The organism is Sphingomonas sp. Leaf23, assembly GCF_001421585.1.
Classification (GTDB): domain Bacteria; phylum Pseudomonadota; class Alphaproteobacteria; order Sphingomonadales; family Sphingomonadaceae; genus Sphingomonas.
The window spans coordinates 63,249-78,924 of sequence record NZ_LMKR01000001.1 but is presented as its reverse complement, the minus strand read 5'-3'; the positions used below and the strand labels follow the sequence as shown (position 1 = coordinate 78,924).

General features: G+C 69.1%; 15 protein-coding genes. 4 read left to right on the top strand and 11 right to left on the bottom strand.

Going from position 1 to position 15,676, the window contains the following annotated elements:
* Positions 1-5: 5 nt before the first annotated feature.
* The 9 genes from ASE67_RS00395 to ASE67_RS00355 all read right to left on the bottom strand — a co-directional run bounded on the left by ASE67_RS00395 (position 6) and on the right by ASE67_RS00355 (position 10,469).
* The gene (locus tag ASE67_RS00395) at positions 6-1,211 is read right to left on the bottom strand and encodes a class I SAM-dependent RNA methyltransferase (RefSeq protein ID WP_055755752.1); all 1,206 of its coding nucleotides are present in this window, start codon (positions 1,209-1,211) and stop codon (positions 6-8) included.
* A complete protein-coding gene (locus tag ASE67_RS00390) occupies positions 1,202-2,596 on the bottom strand; it encodes an NAD(P)H-hydrate dehydratase (protein ID WP_235511732.1) in 1,395 nt (464 codons plus the stop codon). The genes ASE67_RS00395 and ASE67_RS00390 overlap by 10 nt, the downstream gene beginning before the upstream one ends.
* Complete coding sequence (locus ASE67_RS00385) at positions 2,593-2,991, bottom strand: hypothetical protein (RefSeq protein WP_055755750.1); 399 nt, start codon at positions 2,989-2,991, stop codon at positions 2,593-2,595. The genes ASE67_RS00390 and ASE67_RS00385 overlap by 4 nt, the downstream gene beginning before the upstream one ends.
* Before the next feature lie 75 nt (positions 2,992-3,066).
* The gene (gene ilvD / locus ASE67_RS00380; protein WP_055755748.1) at positions 3,067-4,788 is read right to left on the bottom strand and encodes a dihydroxy-acid dehydratase; all 1,722 of its coding nucleotides are present in this window, start codon (positions 4,786-4,788) and stop codon (positions 3,067-3,069) included.
* 9 nt (positions 4,789-4,797) lie between these two features.
* Positions 4,798-5,523 carry an N-formylglutamate amidohydrolase gene (locus tag ASE67_RS00375; protein WP_055755747.1) on the bottom strand — a complete coding sequence of 242 codons (726 nt, stop codon included), beginning with the start codon at positions 5,521-5,523 and terminating at the stop codon, positions 4,798-4,800.
* Positions 5,524-6,243, bottom strand: coding sequence for an enoyl-CoA hydratase/isomerase family protein (locus ASE67_RS00370; protein WP_055755745.1), 720 nt, complete (start codon positions 6,241-6,243; stop codon positions 5,524-5,526).
* A gap of 149 nt (positions 6,244-6,392) precedes the next feature.
* Positions 6,393-7,220 (bottom strand): 4-(cytidine 5'-diphospho)-2-C-methyl-D-erythritol kinase, encoded by an 828-nt coding sequence (locus ASE67_RS00365; protein WP_055755742.1) that lies wholly within the window; start codon positions 7,218-7,220, stop codon positions 6,393-6,395.
* 5 nt (positions 7,221-7,225) lie between these two features.
* The gene (locus tag ASE67_RS00360) at positions 7,226-8,782 is read right to left on the bottom strand and encodes a tetratricopeptide repeat protein (RefSeq protein ID WP_235511731.1); all 1,557 of its coding nucleotides are present in this window, start codon (positions 8,780-8,782) and stop codon (positions 7,226-7,228) included.
* Between the two features lie 25 nt (positions 8,783-8,807).
* On the bottom strand, positions 8,808-10,469 hold the full coding sequence (locus tag ASE67_RS00355; protein WP_055755740.1) for an electron transfer flavoprotein-ubiquinone oxidoreductase: 1,662 nt from the start codon (positions 10,467-10,469) through the stop codon (positions 8,808-8,810).
* 114 nt (positions 10,470-10,583) lie between these two features.
* On the opposite strand from ASE67_RS00355, the gene ASE67_RS00350 reads away from it, so the two are divergent.
* From ASE67_RS00350 to moaB, 3 genes are read left to right on the top strand one after another with little or no spacing between them, the layout of a single operon-like run.
* Positions 10,584-11,300 carry a uracil-DNA glycosylase family protein gene (locus ASE67_RS00350; protein WP_055755738.1) on the top strand — a complete coding sequence of 239 codons (717 nt, stop codon included), beginning with the start codon at positions 10,584-10,586 and terminating at the stop codon, positions 11,298-11,300.
* On the top strand, positions 11,297-13,069 hold the full coding sequence (locus ASE67_RS00345) for a lytic transglycosylase domain-containing protein (RefSeq protein WP_055755736.1): 1,773 nt from the start codon (positions 11,297-11,299) through the stop codon (positions 13,067-13,069). The genes ASE67_RS00350 and ASE67_RS00345 overlap by 4 nt, the downstream gene beginning before the upstream one ends.
* Positions 13,059-13,586 (top strand): molybdenum cofactor biosynthesis protein B, encoded by a 528-nt coding sequence (gene moaB / locus ASE67_RS00340; protein ID WP_055755734.1) that lies wholly within the window; start codon positions 13,059-13,061, stop codon positions 13,584-13,586. The genes ASE67_RS00345 and moaB overlap by 11 nt, the downstream gene beginning before the upstream one ends.
* Positions 13,587-13,635: 49 nt before the next feature.
* Here moaB and ASE67_RS00335 read toward each other — a convergent pair whose 3' ends face one another.
* Positions 13,636-14,121 carry a YbjN domain-containing protein gene (locus ASE67_RS00335; RefSeq protein ID WP_055755732.1) on the bottom strand — a complete coding sequence of 162 codons (486 nt, stop codon included), beginning with the start codon at positions 14,119-14,121 and terminating at the stop codon, positions 13,636-13,638.
* A gap of 59 nt (positions 14,122-14,180) precedes the next feature.
* On the bottom strand, positions 14,181-14,510 hold the full coding sequence (locus ASE67_RS00330; RefSeq protein WP_055755730.1) for a VOC family protein: 330 nt from the start codon (positions 14,508-14,510) through the stop codon (positions 14,181-14,183).
* A 54-nt stretch (positions 14,511-14,564) separates the two neighbouring features.
* Between ASE67_RS00330 and ASE67_RS00325 the strand changes: the two genes are divergently transcribed.
* Positions 14,565-15,635 carry a PA0069 family radical SAM protein gene (locus tag ASE67_RS00325; protein ID WP_055755727.1) on the top strand — a complete coding sequence of 357 codons (1,071 nt, stop codon included), beginning with the start codon at positions 14,565-14,567 and terminating at the stop codon, positions 15,633-15,635.
* Positions 15,636-15,676 lie beyond the last annotated feature (41 nt).

The window sequence follows — 15,676 nt, the reverse complement described above, 5'->3', positions numbered from 1 at the left end:
CTGCGCTAGTCGCGCACCAGCCGCGCGACCAGTTCGACATGGGTCGACCAGCGGAATTGCCCGACCGGCTGCACCCAGTCGATCCGGTAGCCAGCCTGCACCAACATCTTAGCATCGCGCGCGAAGCTGCTGGGATTGCACGAAACATAGGCGATGATCGGCGTTTTGCTTTCCGCCAGTGCGGCCGCCTGTTCGCGGGCGCCCGCGCGGGGTGGGTCAAGGATTACCGCGTCGAACCGGTCGAGCTCGGCGGCGGTCAGCGGGCGGCGGAACAGATCGCGATGGTCGGCCACGACCGGCCGGCCGGCACGCGCGGCGGCGAGCTTCAGCGCCATGATCGCCTCGCGACCCGCCTCCCCGGCATAGGTCCGCGTGTTCTCAGCCCGCGACAGGGTGAAGGTGCCCAGCCCGGCGAACAGGTCGGCGACGATCACCGCCCCTGCGACCGCTTCGTCGACTGCCGCGGTCAGCGCCGCTTCGCCATCGCCGGTCGCCTGCAGGAAGCTGCCCGGCGGGAACGGGACGGGCACGCCGCCCAGGGTTACCGTGACCGGCTCCGGCTCCCAGCGCGCCTCCGCGCCCATGCCGTCGTCGATCGACAGCCGGGCGAGCCGCTGGTCCTGCGCGAAGTTGGTCAGCGCTTCGGCTGCGGCCAAACCATCGGCGATCTTGCCGATGATGAGGACGTCGACCCCCTGATCGACCCGCGCCAGATGGACGTCGGCGCGCGAGCGGTCCTTGAGCGCCGTTGCCAGCAGCCAGCGCAGCGGGGCGATGGCGGCGAAGAGTTCGGGCAGGAGGACATGGCATTCGCGGACATCGACGATGCGGTGGGTGCCGCTTTCGGTGAAGCCCAGCGTCACCTGCTTCCCGCGCCGGTCGGCGTGGAGCGTCGCACGGCGGCGGGTGTGGGTCGCGGACAGGACCGCCGGGCGGACCACGGCGTCGAGCGACTGCGACGCGAGCGCGCCGCGTACCCGGTCGGCGACGAAATCGGCCTCGCTGGGCAGGTCGAGATGCTGGAGCTGGCACCCGCCACAGGTGGGGAAGTGGCTGCACGGCGGCACGGCATGATGCGGCCCATGCTCGATCGAGCCATCCGCCAGCAACCGGTCGCCGGGGGCGGCCAGCGGTACGTGACAGCCATCGCCGGTCACTCCCTCGCCCCGCGCCGCGACGCGGACGATCAGGTCGTCCTGGTTCAGCGACATGCGGCGATCGCCTGTCCTAGATGACCGATCAACGCGTCGGCAACGAAGGCCGGGCCGGCAAGCTGCGCGGCGCGACCGTGCAGCCACACCGCCTGCGCCGCCGCCTGCTCGCAACCGGGCCTCAGGCGCGCCGCCAGGATGCCGGCCAGCACGTCGCCGGTGCCGGCAGTCGACAGCCACGAAGGCGCATCGGGAGAAACGGTAACGGTGCCGTCGGGGGAAGCGATCACGGTATCGGGGCCTTTGTGAACGATGGTGGCGCGCGCCTGTAGCGCAGCTTGGGCCGTCCGGTCGATCTTGTTGCCACCCCCCGCCCCGAACATCCGGTCGAATTCGCCGCTATGGGGCGTCAGGAACGTCGGCGCGGCGCGCGCGGCGATACGCCCTATCCCCGCAGCTCCGAGTACGGACAGGGCATCGCCGTCGATGACCAGCGGTGCGGCGCAGGCAAGCGCGGCGTCGATCAGGCGGGTCGCGTCATCGTCCCGCCCCAGCCCCGGCCCGACCAGTAGCGCCGCCAGCCGATCGTCGGCCAGCAGCGCCGGAAGATCGTCCCGCGACCGGCGGACCAGTGCGTCGGGCCCGCCCTGCCCGGCATCGTCACCGGCCAACACGACATAGCCTGCCCCCGCCGCCAACGCGGCATGCGCCGCCAGCCGCGCGGCGCCCGGCATCGCACCCGCCAGCACGGTAACCAGCCCCCGACGATATTTATGCGCCTCACGGTCGGGCGCGGCGATCACCGGACGCGCAATGGTCCGGGGCGCGGTGGGCAGAGCGATGCCGAGATCGGCGAGCAGGACATGCCCCATGCGCGCGACCGCCGCCCCGGTAACATGGGCGGGCTTGAGCGCGCCGAGTGCCACGGTCACATCCGCCCGGCCACAACCGGCGAAATGGCGCTCGGCATCGGCGTCGATCCCGCTCGGCAGGTCGATGGCGATGACGAAGGCGTCATGGATCAGCCGTGCCAGCGGATCGGCGATGTCGGGGGCGAGCGGACGCGACAGTCCGATGCCGAACAGACCGTCGACGACCACTGGACGGACTTTGGCGCCGGACAGTGTCGCCACCGGCCCGGCCCATGCCGCACGCATCCGCTCGGCCGCGCCGGATGCGCGGGTGGGTAAGGCCGCCACCGCCACGTCGCAGCCCCATTCCTGCAAAAATCTTGCGCAAACAAAGGCATCCCCGCCGTTGTTTCCAGAGCCTGCCAGGACAAGGACCGGACGCCCGAGCGCCAGACGACGTACCTCTCGCGCCACCGCCAATCCCGCGCGTTCCATCAGCGCGTCCTGCGTGACGCCGGAGGCAAAGGTCGCCTCCTCCGCCCCTCGCATGGCCGCGCCGCGCAGGATCGGCGCGTTCCCCGGGAACCGCGTCACCGTGTGACGGGACCGACCGTCGCGGGCAGGCGATAGCGCGCGCCACCGATCGCGACCTCGATCCGGTTGTCGCCGACGACGGTGACCTTTGCCACCTCCGCGCCGTCGGCCGCGATGACCCCTCGCCCGTCGCGGGCGATACGCAGCCGGTGGAAGCCACCATCGGGCTGGCGCAGGGTCAGCAAGGTGCCGCCCTGATCGGTCGTGCGCTCGATCGTGCAATCAGCGGCGAGCGGCGCGGTCGCATCGGCGGCGCATTCGATCCGCCCGGCGTCATCGGCGGCCGCGCGCTGTTCCGCTTCAATATTGGCAAGGACGGCAGGGTCAGGCCTGCGGTCGCATGCACCCAGCAGCACGATGCCGGCAAGGGCAAGGTATCGTTCGAATCCGGTCATGGCGGATCGATACCACAACACGACCGGCACCGTATCCCCGCACAGGCGGCGATACGGTGCTGTCGCGCGAAGGCGTCAGATATCGGCGTAGACGTGCCGCTCCGCCTTCGCGCCCGGATGGGTTACCGCGCCTTGATAGGCGGGGCCGACCGTGGTCGAATAGCGCCATAGCGCGCCGGCCTGATAGTCGTTCACGCGCGGTTGCCACTTTGCCCGGCGCTCAACCAAGATGGTCGGTGCCACGTCGAGGTCGATCGTACCGGCTTCGGCGTCGATTGTGATGATGTCGCCATCCTCGACCAGCGCGATCGGGCCGCCTTCGGCCGCTTCGGGACCGACATGGCCGATGCAGAAGCCGCGCGTGCCGCCCGAAAAGCGGCCATCGGTGATAAGCGCGACGGTTTCGCCCATGCCAAGACCGTAGAGCGCAGCGGTGGTCGACAGCATCTCGCGCATGCCCGGACCGCCCTTCGGCCCTTCATAGCGGATGACGAGGACGGTGCCGTCGGTGATGCTGCGCTGCTCGACGGCGGCAAAGGCGTCTTCCTCGCAGTCGAACACGCGGGCGGTGCCGGTGAACTGGAGGCGCTTCATGCCGGCGACCTTCACGATCGCACCATCGGGAGCGAGCGTCCCGCGCAGGCCGACGACGCCACCGGTCGGGGTGATCGGCGTCTTGACGTCGTAGATGACCTTCTGGTCAGGATTCCACGTCACCTCGTCGATATTCTCGCCCAGCGTCTTGCCGGTGACGGTCATGCAGCTGCCATCGAGCAGGTCATTGGCAAGCATGGTCTTCATCAGCATGTAGACGCCGCCGGCCTCGTACATGTCCTTGGCAACATATTTGCCGCCGGGCTTCAGGTCCGCGACGTACGGCGTTGATTTGAAAGCCTCTGCCACGTCGAACAGGTCGAAATCGATGCCGGCTTCGTTCGCCATCGCCGGCAGGTGCAGCGCGGCGTTGGTCGACCCGCCGGTCGCCGCCACGACGCGCGCGGCATTGATGAAGGCGGCGCGGGTGGCGATGTCGCGCGGGCGCAGGTTCAGGCGCACCAGCTCCATCACCTGCTTGCCCGCCGCGATCGCGATCTCTTCGCGGCTGCGATAGGGCGCGGGCACCATGTTGGAATTGGGCAGCGACAGGCCGATCGCTTCGCCGACGCATGCCATGGTGTTGGCGGTGAACTGCCCTCCGCACGCGCCATGCCCCGGACAGGCAACCTTTTCGAGCGCGGTCAGGTCATGCAGCGGACAAGTGCCGGCGGCATAGCGGCCGACCGCCTCGAACACGTCGACCACGGTCACGTCGCGGTCCTCGAACCGGCCGGGCAGGATCGACCCGCCATACACGAAGATCGACGGCACGTTCAGCCGGAGCATCGCCATCATCATGCCCGGCAGCGACTTGTCGCACCCGGCAAAGCCGACCAGCGCGTCATAGCAATGGCCGCGCACCGACAACTCGACCGAGTCGGCGATGACCTCGCGGCTGACCAGCGAGGATTTCATCCCCTGGTGCCCCATGGCGATGCCGTCGGTCACGGTGATGGTATTGAACCGGCGCGGCATGCCGCCGCCGGCGACCACGCCTTCGCGGGCGGCATCGGCCTGGAAATCGAGCGTCGTGTTGCACGGCGCGCTGTCGTTGCCGGCCGAGGCGAGCGCCACGAACGGCTTGGCAATGTCCTCTTCGGCGATGCCCATCGCATAATAATAGCTGCGATGCGGCGCGCGTTCGGGGCCGACGGAAACGTGGCGGCTGGGCAGCCGCGATTTGTCGAAAGGCTGGGTCATGGCGACAGCCTATTGCGCGGGGAGCCGCTCCAGCGCAAGTCCATTGCGCACCGCAGCGATCATATCGGCAAGGATCGCGCACCAGCGCACGACCCCGGCAGCATCGGCGATCAGGTCGTTGCGGACCTCTACCGACAGCGACGGGATACCCTGCCCCTCGGCATGGCGGTCCAGCGTCGCGTTGAGGATGCGGCCCGAATAGGGCTGCTGATCGCCAGTGGGGATGCCCTCTGCGCGGAGGAAGTCGATCGCGATGCGGGCGGCGCGGTCGTCGCGGCCATAAAGGATGCCCGCCTCCCACGGGCGCGGTTCGCCGCCAGTTTCGAGGGCAGGCGTGAAGCTGTGGATCGCGACGATCAGGCACGGGCGGTCGCGGCGCACCTGGTCGCGGATCGCGAGGTGATAGGGCGCGTGGAAACGGGCGATACGATCGGCGCGGTCGGCGCCGACATTGGCGGCGATGGCGTGACCGTCGGAAACTTCGGGGATCAGGCCGGGATGATCGCTCTGGCGATGCAGGTCGATCACGAGACGCGACACGGTGCCGAGGATGGCGGGCGCGTCGAGTTCGGCCGACAGCGCGTGGGTGAGCGGCCCCGCGCCGATATCGACGCCGATGTGCAGCGATAACAGATGCCGGGGAATCGCCACACCGTCCGGCACCCAGGCAGAGGCATGGTCGCATAGCAGGAGCAGGCCAGTGTCGGTTCCGGGCAGGTGATCGGCAGCGTGCATTCAGAACTCCGGCGGTCGGCGGTCGCGAAAGGCGGCGAGGCCCTCGGCCAGTTCGGCGCTCCCGAACGCCGCGTCGAAGCGCGCTTCGCCGCCGGGAACGCCATTGATAGCGAGCTTCAGGCCGCGCACCGCGCCGGGGGCGTTGGCGGCGATGGCCGCGGCAAGGGCCTGCGCACCGCCGCCGCGCCGATGGGCGAGGCCGATGGCAAGGGCTTCGTCGGCATCGATCGCGTCACCGGTATAAAGCAGCCGCGCCGCCTGCCCCCGCCCGACCGCCGCGACCAGCCTTGCGACATCGGCCGGGGGGTAGAGGATGCCGAGCCGGGCCGGCGGAATCGCAAAGCGCGCACCGTCGCCGGCGACGATCAGGTCGCAGGCCAGCGCAATGGCGACCGCCGCCCCGAAGCATCCGCCATCGATGGCGGCGATGACCGGCATCGGCAGGCGGGCAACGCCCTCGATCGCGGCGGACAGGCTTTCGCGGAACAGCGCGCGGCGGGCGGGATCGCGCTGCAGCTCGGGAAATTCGGCAATGTCGGCCCCGGCCGAAAACACCCCCGCTTCGCGCGAGGCGATCAGCACCGCCCGCGCATCCGACGTCGCCAATTTGGCTACGTGGGCGGCCAGTTGCTGCCACCCGGCGATGGGCAGGGCGTTGCGCGCGCTGCCTCGCGCCAGCCACAGGGTCGCGATCGCCCCGTCGCGGGTGCAGTCGATCATGGCGGGAAAGTGGGCGGCGTCCGAAGAGACCGCCCACGGACGATCCGCTCCTGGCGTTTGATCCGCGTGCGATCCCTCGCAAACATCGCGCCAAGCCGGCGCTCCAGCGGGCGCAGGTGGCATCTGTTCGAAATCAGGACGATCGACCGTCACGCCAGTGCCGTTTCGAGACACCACCAATCGGGCCGGGCCATGCGAACCGCCTGCGCCGCGGCGGCGCAATCCTCCGCCCGGTCGAACAGCGCGAAGCAGGTCGCACCCGATCCTGACATGCGCGCCAGCCGCACGCCCCGCGCGTCGCCCAGCATCGCCAGCACCGTGTCGATCGCCGGAGCCAGCGCGCGGGCCGGCGGCTCGAGATCGTTGCGGCCGCCGAGCGCGATGGCGAGCGCGTTACCCTGTGGCAAAGGTCCGCGATCGGTTCGGTCCCATGCGGCAAAGACCGCGGCGGTCGACACGGCAACGCCGGGATTGACCAGCAGCACCGGCAGCGCGGGGATTTCGACCGGCGTCAGCCGCTCGCCCCGCCCGCGCCCGATCATCGTCCGCCCCGCCAGACAGGCCGGCACGTCCGATCCCAGTGCGGCGGCGATCGCCATCAGCTCCCGTTCGTCCGGCGCGATCCCGGCGATTTGCGCCATGCCACGCAGCGTCGCGGCGGCGTCGGCCGATCCGCCGCCGATACCCGAGGCGACCGGCAGATGCTTGTCGAGCACGATCGACAAGGGCTGTCCCGCACCGAACGCGCCGCGAAACGCATCGCGGGCGCGAGTGACGAGGTTATCGCCCTCCCCGCTCAATCCGGCGGCAAACGGTCCAACGATCGCGAAGCCGTCGCGTGTCCCCGGGGTCAGCCGCACCGTGTCGCCGTCGCGGACGAACACGAACAGCGTCTCCAGTTCGTGATAGCCATCGTCGCGCCGGGCGCGGACGTGGAGGGCGAGGTTCAGCTTGGCGGGTGCGGGTTCGACGATCATCCGGGTCAGCGATGCGACGAAGGCGGCCCGTTCGCAAGCCTTGCCGCCAGCCGCGCCGCGTCGGGACCGCTGGCGGACACCGCCGCCGCGCTCCAGGCATAGCGCGCCTCGACCCGGCGACCGGCAGCCCAATAGAGGTCGCCGAGATGCTCGTTGATCTCCAGATCGTCAGGCGCCTGCCGCACCGCCCCCTCGATCAGCGGCAGCGCGGCGGGGAGGTTGCCGGCGCGAAACCAGGCCCAGCCGAGCGAATCGGCGATCGCGGGGTCTTTCGGCGCCAGCGCATGGGCGCGTTCGAGCATTCGCGTCGCATCGGCGACATTTTCGCCGCGATCGACCTGCGCATAGCCCAGATAGTTGAGCGCCGCCGGCTCCTGCGGGGCCAGTTCCACCGCGCGGCGCAGCATCGGCAGCGCGCCGGCCCAGTCGCCCGTCCGGTCGAGCGCCGCGCCGCGTTGCAGGTATAGCGTCCAGTCCGCCGCCGATCCGGCCTGCGCCAATGCCCGCGCGTACACCGCTGCCGCTTCGGCAGGCTGGTTCGATTCGAGCAGCAGGTCGCCATAGCGGCGCAGGCTGGCGGTCGAGGCATCCCGCCGCGCCGCCTGTTCGCGGGCCAGCGAGAGCGCACCGGGCAGGTCGCCCGCGCGCTGGAGCGCGACGACGCCCAGCGCATTGGCGCTGCCGGCGAAGGGATCGCCCGGCGGGACCTGCGCCAATATCGCCCGCGCCTCGCCGATCGCGTCGTCGCGGGCCAGCGCGTCGGCCAGTGCGATGCGGGCGCGGGAATAATCGGGGTCGAGCAGCAGCGCCGAGCGGCTGAGCATGATCGCCAGCGCCTCGGTCCCTTCGGCCGACAGGTCGCCCGCCATCCGTGCGAACAGGCGCGACACCCCGAAGCGGGCATCGCCCCTGCTCCCGCGCCCCAGCGTCTCGGCGGCGCGCGACAAGACCGGATCGTCACCGGCCAGCAGCGCGCGGGCGGTGTCGCGTTCGCCGGCACGGGCGAGCAGCTGCGCGGCGTTCAATCTGAAATCGGCGTCGCCGCCGGTGGTGGACAGCAGCGCGCGGGTGGCGGCGATTCCTTCCGCCGCCTTGCCCGTCGCCAGCAGGCGCAGCGCGGCGTTTTCGGCGGCATAGCGACGCGGGATCGCACCGCTGTCGCCCGCCACCGGCGGCGCGGGAAGATCGACCCAGCTGGCGAGCAGGGGGGCAAGGAAGCCGAGCGGCGATTCGGCCAGCCGGCCAAGCGCGACGCGCTGCCCCGCCGCATCGCGCGCGATCACCGCATCGCTGAACGCCAGGATGTCGAGATCCGCCGGCGCGACATCGGCGGCGCGCAATACCGCCCCGGCGCGGCGGGCAAGCGGCAGGTCACCGGCGGCCAGCGCCTGTCGCAATGCCCGCACCGCGATCAACCGATCGGCGGGTTGCGCGGCCAGCGCCAGCGCATAGCCTTGCGCGGCGATGGCAACCTGCCCGTCCGCATCGGCGGCACGGGCCTTCACATAGGCGGCAAGCGGGGTGACAGGCACGGTCGGCGCCGCCGACGCCGGTGTCGCCACCAGCGTCGCGACGATCAGTCCGAGGCTACATGTTCGGATAATTCGGTCCTCCGCCGCCTTCCGGCACGACCCAGTTGATGTTCTGCGTCGGGTCCTTGATGTCGCATGTCTTGCAGTGGACGCAGTTCTGCGCGTTGATGACGAACTTCGGCGCGTCGGTCTCTGCCCCCACGATTTCATATACGCCCGCCGGACAGTATCGTTGCGCGGGTTCGTCATAGAGCGGCAGGTCGTAGGCGACCGGCACGTCGGGGTCCTTCAACGTCAGGTGGACCGGCTGGTCCTCCTCGTGGTTGGTGTTCGACAGGAATACCGACGACAGCCGGTCGAAGCTCAGCACGCCATCGGGCTTGGGATAGGCGATCGGCTTTACCTGGTCCTTGCGCCACAGGCTTTCGTGATCGGGGTGGTGGCCGAGCGTGAAGGGCATGCGGATGCCCCAATGTTCCGCCCACATCGTCGCATTGGCGATGCCCGACCCGACGAAATCGCCATATTTCTTTACCAGCGGCACGACGTTGCGCACCGTCCGCAGCTCCTCATAGACCCAGCTCGCTTCATAGGCGGCGGTGTAGGCGGTGAGCTCATCGCCCGAACGGCCGTCGCGCACGGCGGTATAGGCGGCCTCGGCAGCCATCATGCCCGACTTCATCGCGGTGTGGATGCCCTTGATCCGGGGCACGTTCAGGAAGCCCGCCGAACAGCCGACCAGCACCCCACCAGGGAAGGTCAGTTTCGGCACCGACTGCCACCCGCCATCGTTGATCGCGCGCGCGCCGTAGGACACGCGCTTGCCGCCCTTAAGGATCGCTGCGATCGCCGGATGCGTCTTCCACCGCTGCATCTCCTGGAACGGGGAGAGATAGGGGTTGGAATAGTTGAGCCAGGTGACGAAGCCCAGCGCCACCTGCCCGTTCGCCTGATGATACAGGAACCCGCCGCCGTTCGACCCGCGCGTTTCGCTCAGCGGCCAGCCCTGCGTATGGATCACCCGGCCGGGGACGTGGTTTTCCGCCGGAATGTCCCACAATTCCTTGATGCCGAGGCCATAGACCTGCAGCTGGCTGTCCTTCGCCAGATCGAAGGTACGGATGATCTGCTTCGACAGATGCCCGCGCACGCCCTCGGCGAAGAAGGTGTATTTGGCGTGGAGTTCGAGACCCGGCTGCCAGTCGGGCTTGCGCGTGCCGTCGCGGGCGATACCCATGTCGCCGGTCGCAACGCCCTTTACCGACCCGTCGTCATGATACAGGATTTCGGCCGCCGCGAAGCCGGGGAAGATCTCGACGCCCAGCCCCTCGGCCTGTTCCGCCAGCCAGCGGCACATATTGCCGAGCGAGCCGGTATAGGTGCCCTTGTTCTGCATGAACGGCGGCAGGATGCGGTGCGACACCTCGCTGCTGCCGGACTCGGACAGCAGCCAGTGATGGTTCTCCGTCACCGGCACCTCGGCCATCGGGCAGCCCATGGTCCGCCATTCGGGCAGCAGCTCGTCCATCGCGCGCGGATCGAACACCGCGCCCGACAGGATATGGGCGCCGACCTCCGACCCCTTTTCCAGCACGCAGACGGCCAGTTCCTCGCCCGCTTCGCCCGCCATCTGCTTCAGCCGAATCGCAGCGGACAGACCGGCAGGCCCCGCACCGACGATCACGACGTCATAGGGCATCGATTCCCGTTCGCTCATCTTCTCATCCTCTTGGGGCCACCGTCCCGTGTCGTCGCGCGGTTGCCTCGCCTTGTCCTTGCGAACGATTTGGGCAGATTGACGGGGAGGTCAAGGCGGTGCCTAACCGGCGGCATGGGGGCGGACCAGCATATTCAGTGGCACGAAGCGGCGGCAAGCGCGCTGGAATGGTGGAACGACGCCGGTGTCGACACGCTGGTCGAGGACGAGCTGCGCGACTGGTTCGCGACCCCCGCGCCCGCCGCCCGCCCGCTTGCCGTAACGTCTGCGCCCGCCGCCGCACTGGTGCCCGACACGCTCGACGCCTTTGCCGCGTGGCGGATGGGCGATGCCGCGCCGGAAGCCGGATGGAACGCCGCGCGCGTGCCAGTGTCCCCACAAAAAAATCCGTCGCTGATGATCCTGACCGACCTGCCCGAAGCCGATGATTCGGGCGACAGCGGCTGGATGACCGGCCCGGTCGGCGTCTTGCTCGACCGGATGCTGGCCGCGATCGGCGAGGTGCGCGGAAGCGTCGTCATCGCCGGCGTCGCCCATGCCCGCCCGCTGACCGGTCGCCTGCCCGCCGATGCGCAGGAACCGTTGGAGGCGCTGGCCCGCCGCCTCGTCACGCTGGTCGCACCACAGAAATTGCTGCTGTTCGGCGCGGAACCGTGCCGCGCCCTGCTTGGCCCCGACGGGCAGCGCGGTGGTTTACGCACTCTTAACCACGGCGGCATAGCCTGTCCCACGATCGCCACGTTCCACCCGCGCTTCCTGTTGGAGCGGCCTTTGGCCAAGGCGGAAACATGGCGGCACCTGCAGTTGCTTATCAGGGAACCGACCGCGTGAAACTCAACCCACTCGTGTTCGCGGCGCTGCTATTGCCCGCCCTTCCCACCGTTGCCCATGCCGATGATTCGCCGACGCACGGCACGGCCATCTCCGTTGCCGAAGCGCGCATCCCCCCGCAATTGTCGCCCGAGGATCGCGACGCCTATACCCAGGTCTTTGCCGCGATCCGTGGGCAGCGCTGGGCCGATGCGCAGCTGCGGCTCGACGCGATGAAGCCGGGGCCGCTCCACGCCGTCGCCCGCGCCGAGATCTACACCGCCAAGGGATCGCCCAAGGTTGAGCTGCCGCAGCTGCTGGCGCTGCTGAACGAAGCGCCCGACCTGCCCCACGCTCCCGACCTCTCCCGGCTCGCGAAGACGCGCGGGGCGGATGCCGTCCCCGAACTGCCGACGCCGCAGCGGCTGGTGTGGTTCGATGCCGCGCCGGTGCGCGTCCGGGCCAAGGCCGCGCGCAGCGATGCCGCCGCCGCGCAGCTGCTCGACGCGATGAAGCCCTATGTGAAGACCGATGACGGTGCCGCCGCCGAAGCGCTGATCGCGACCCGTGCCGCCGACCTGACGCCCGAAGCGCTGACCGAAATGCGCGGGCGGGTCGCGTGGATCTATTTCGTGGCCGGCGACGATGCCAATGCCCGCCGCCTCGCCGCCGTCGCGCAGCAGGGCCAGGGCGACTGGACCGCACAGGCCGACTGGACGCAGGGTCTTGCCGCATGGCGCCAGCAGGATTGCGCCGGGGCGCAGGCCGCCTTTGCCAGCGTTTCGCAGCGGGCCGGCGATACCGAATTGCGCTCGGCGGGGCTGTATTGGGCGACCCGCGCCGACATCGCCTGCGGCCGCCCCGATCTGGTCCAGGCCCGGCTGCAGACCGCTGCGCAATATGGCGAAACCTATTACGGGCTGCTCGCGCGGCAGGCACTGGGCCTGGTCGAAGGGGCCGACGCCGGCGCCCGCGCACCGGTGACCGAGGATTGGCGCGCGCTGGAGCGGCGGTCGAACGTGAAGGTTGCCGCCGCGCTTACCGAAATCGGCGAAGGTGCGCTGGCCGACAAGCTGCTGCGCTATCAGGCGCGGATCGGCAGCGCGGGGGATTATGCCGCGCTGACCCGGCTGTGCGGGTCGCTGAACCTGCCCGCGACGCAGCTGTGGTTATCGCATAACGGGCCGCAGGGCGCACGGCCGCTGGCCGAAGCGCGCTATCCCGCGCCCGACTGGACCCCCGATGGCGGCTGGCGCGTCGACAAGGCGCTGGTGTTTGCCCACACTTTACAGGAATCGCGCTTCGATGCAGGCGTGGTCAGCCCGGCGGGCGCGACCGGGTTGATGCAGATCCGCCCCGGTGCGCTGACCGATTATGCGCGCGCGCACGGCCTCAGCCTCGAAAAATCGGCGCTGTCGCGGCCGCAGGTGAATATGGCGGTCGGGCAGAGCTACCTCGAGCAGCTGCGCGACCGGCCGTTCACCGGCGGCCTGCTGCCCAAGGTCATCGCCGCCTATAATGCCGGGCCGACCCCGGTCGAGGCGTGGAACGTGCAGTTGAAGGACGGCGGCGATCCGCTGCTCTACATCGAATCGATCCCGTATTGGGAAACGCGCGGCTATGTGATGACGGTGCTGCGCAACTATTGGATGTATGAAAAGCAGGCGGGCAAGCCGTCGGCCAGCCGCGCCGCGCTGGCGCAGGGGATGTGGCCGAAATTTCCGGGGCTGCCCGGTGCCGCCGCCGTCCGTGTAAACGGCGCGCAGACGCGGGTGGCCGATGCCAATTGACGACAGTCGGCCGTTCGTGCCGGTCCGGATCGCGGTGCTGACGGTATCCGACACGCGCGGGCTGGCGGAGGATCGTTCCGGCGACACGCTGGTCGCCCGGCTGGAGAATGCCGGCCATATCCTGGCCGACCGGGCGATCGTGATCGACGATATCGATGTCATCGTCGCGAGGCTGCACGGCTGGATCGACGATGACGGCATCGATTGCGTCATAACGACCGGCGGCACCGGCGTCACCGGCCGCGACGTGACCCCCGAAGCGGTCGAACGCGTTGCAAGCAAGCTGATCCCCGGTTTCGGCGAACTGTTCCGCTGGCAAAGCTATGCCAAGATCGGCACCTCGACCATCCAGTCGCGCGCCACCGCCTGTGTCGCGCGCGGCACCTATATCTTTGCGCTGCCCGGATCGACCGGCGCGGTGAAGGACGGGTGGGACGGCATCCTGCGCGAACAGCTCGACATCCGCCACCGCCCCTGCAACTTCGTCGAGTTGATGCCGCGCTTGCTGGAGCGGTAGGCAGCGGGGAAGCCGGAGCCGTCGCGCACCAACCCCCTGCCCGCCACCGCTATTTCGCCGGTTTTGCCTTGGCCGCGTTGCGCTTTTCCTTCAGGAAATTGCCGAAACTCCCGTCCATCTCGGTGTACCAGCCGACCAGATCGGTGAAGGACGCCTGGGTCATGCCGCCGACCGCGCTCACGTCCAGAAACTCGCGCATGTCGCCATCCTTGTCGACCGCGACTTTCAGGAAACGCTTCGTCGCATTCCATTCATTGGCGACCGCAGCGGTGAAGATCGGTTCCTTCTTGTACCACGATGCGAACTGGAACGAGTTGCAGCTCTTCAGTCCCTCACAACCATAGAATTCCACGGTGAACGATTCGCCGTTGGTCGCGCTCAGGATGTACGGCTCGCCCGCCTTGTTGATCTTCAATTCGGCCTTGTAGCCCGCCGCCTGCAACGCGGTGACGACATTACCGGGCTGGCGCAGGTCGAGCACACTCCCCTCGGGCGCGGCCAGTGCCGCCGCCGCCCCCATCAACGCTCCGATCATCGAACCTCCCCCTGCTATCCCGCCCGGAACCTATCGCCGGAGCGAGGCAACCGACAAGGTCATTCCGCGACCATCGCCGCCAGCACATGCCCGTCGGGATCGCGGAAATGGAAGCGCCGGCCACCGGGAAACGCGAAGATCGGCTGGACCACCACCCCGCCCGCCGCCTCGACCGCGGCCAGCGTTGCTTCCAGATCGTCGACCTCGATCACCGGCAGCAGCGTCGTGAGCGACGTGTCGGCATCCAGCCCCAGATCGGTATCGCCGCTGGTCGTGGCGGCATAGTCCGGGCCGTAATCGGCGAATTGCCACCCCATCACCGCCGTATAGAATGCCTTGGCAGGTTCGGTCGCCGTGACCGGAAGCTCTAGATAATTCAGCCGTGCCATATCACACCCCCTCATGTTCTTGCTTCGTTCTAGGCGGTTCGATACGCTGATGCAATGTCCGCTCGTCCAGCCCGTGGCGCAACCATCAACGCGACCAGCACGCGGTTCGCGCTGCCGATGCAGGAATCGGACGGCGACTGGCTCGACTGGCGGACAACGGTCGATGGCGCCGAGCCGATCTTGCGCACCACCGTCGCGATCGAACGGCCGCGCACGATCCTGTCGCGCAACCGTTCGCCCGACATCCCGTTCGACCGGAGCATCAACCCCTATCGCGGCTGCGAGCATGGCTGCATCTACTGCTTTGCGCGGCCGACCCATGCCTATCACGACCTGTCGCCGGGACTGGATTTCGAGACGAAGCTGTTTGCCAAGCCCGACGCCGCCGCCCTGCTACGGGCCGAACTGGCCAGGCCCGGCTATGTCGTGCAGCCGATCGCGATGGGGACGAACACCGACCCCTATCAACCGATCGAATGCGACTGGCGGATCACGCGGGAGTGCGTCGCGGTGCTGGCGGAGACGAACCATCCGCTGACCATCACCACCAAGTCCGACCGGGTGGTGCGCGACCTCGACCTGCTGATACCGATGGCGGCAAAGGGGTTGGTCAGCGTCACGCTGTCGGTCACGTCGCTGGATCCGATGATCGCCCGCACGCTGGAGCCGCGCGCGCCGCATCCCGAAAAGCGGCTGGCGGCGGTGGCGCGGCTGGCGGCGGCGGGGGTGCCGGTGTTCGTATCGATCTCTCCGGTGATCCCGGCGATCACCGACCATGAGGTCGAACGACTGCTCGAACGGGCCGCCGCCGCCGGGGCGCAGGGTGCCTATTTCCTGCCGGTGCGCCTGCCCCATGAAGTTGCCCCCTTGTTTCGCGCGTGGCTGGAGGCGCATTTCCCCGATCGCGCGGGGAAGGTGATGGCGGTCATCCAGTCGCTGCGCGGCGGACGCGACAACGATCCGGCGTTCCATTCGCGGATGCGGGGGCAAGGCGTGTGGGGACAGCTGCTCGCCACCCGCTTCGCCATCGCCTGTCGTCGGCACGGGCTGAACGGCGGCCATCCCCGGCTGCGCTGCGACCTGTTCCGCCCGCCGGCCGGGGCACAGGGCGAGTTGTTCAGCTAATCGACGGAACCGTTGTCGTATCGCAACGTATTCCGATCGAG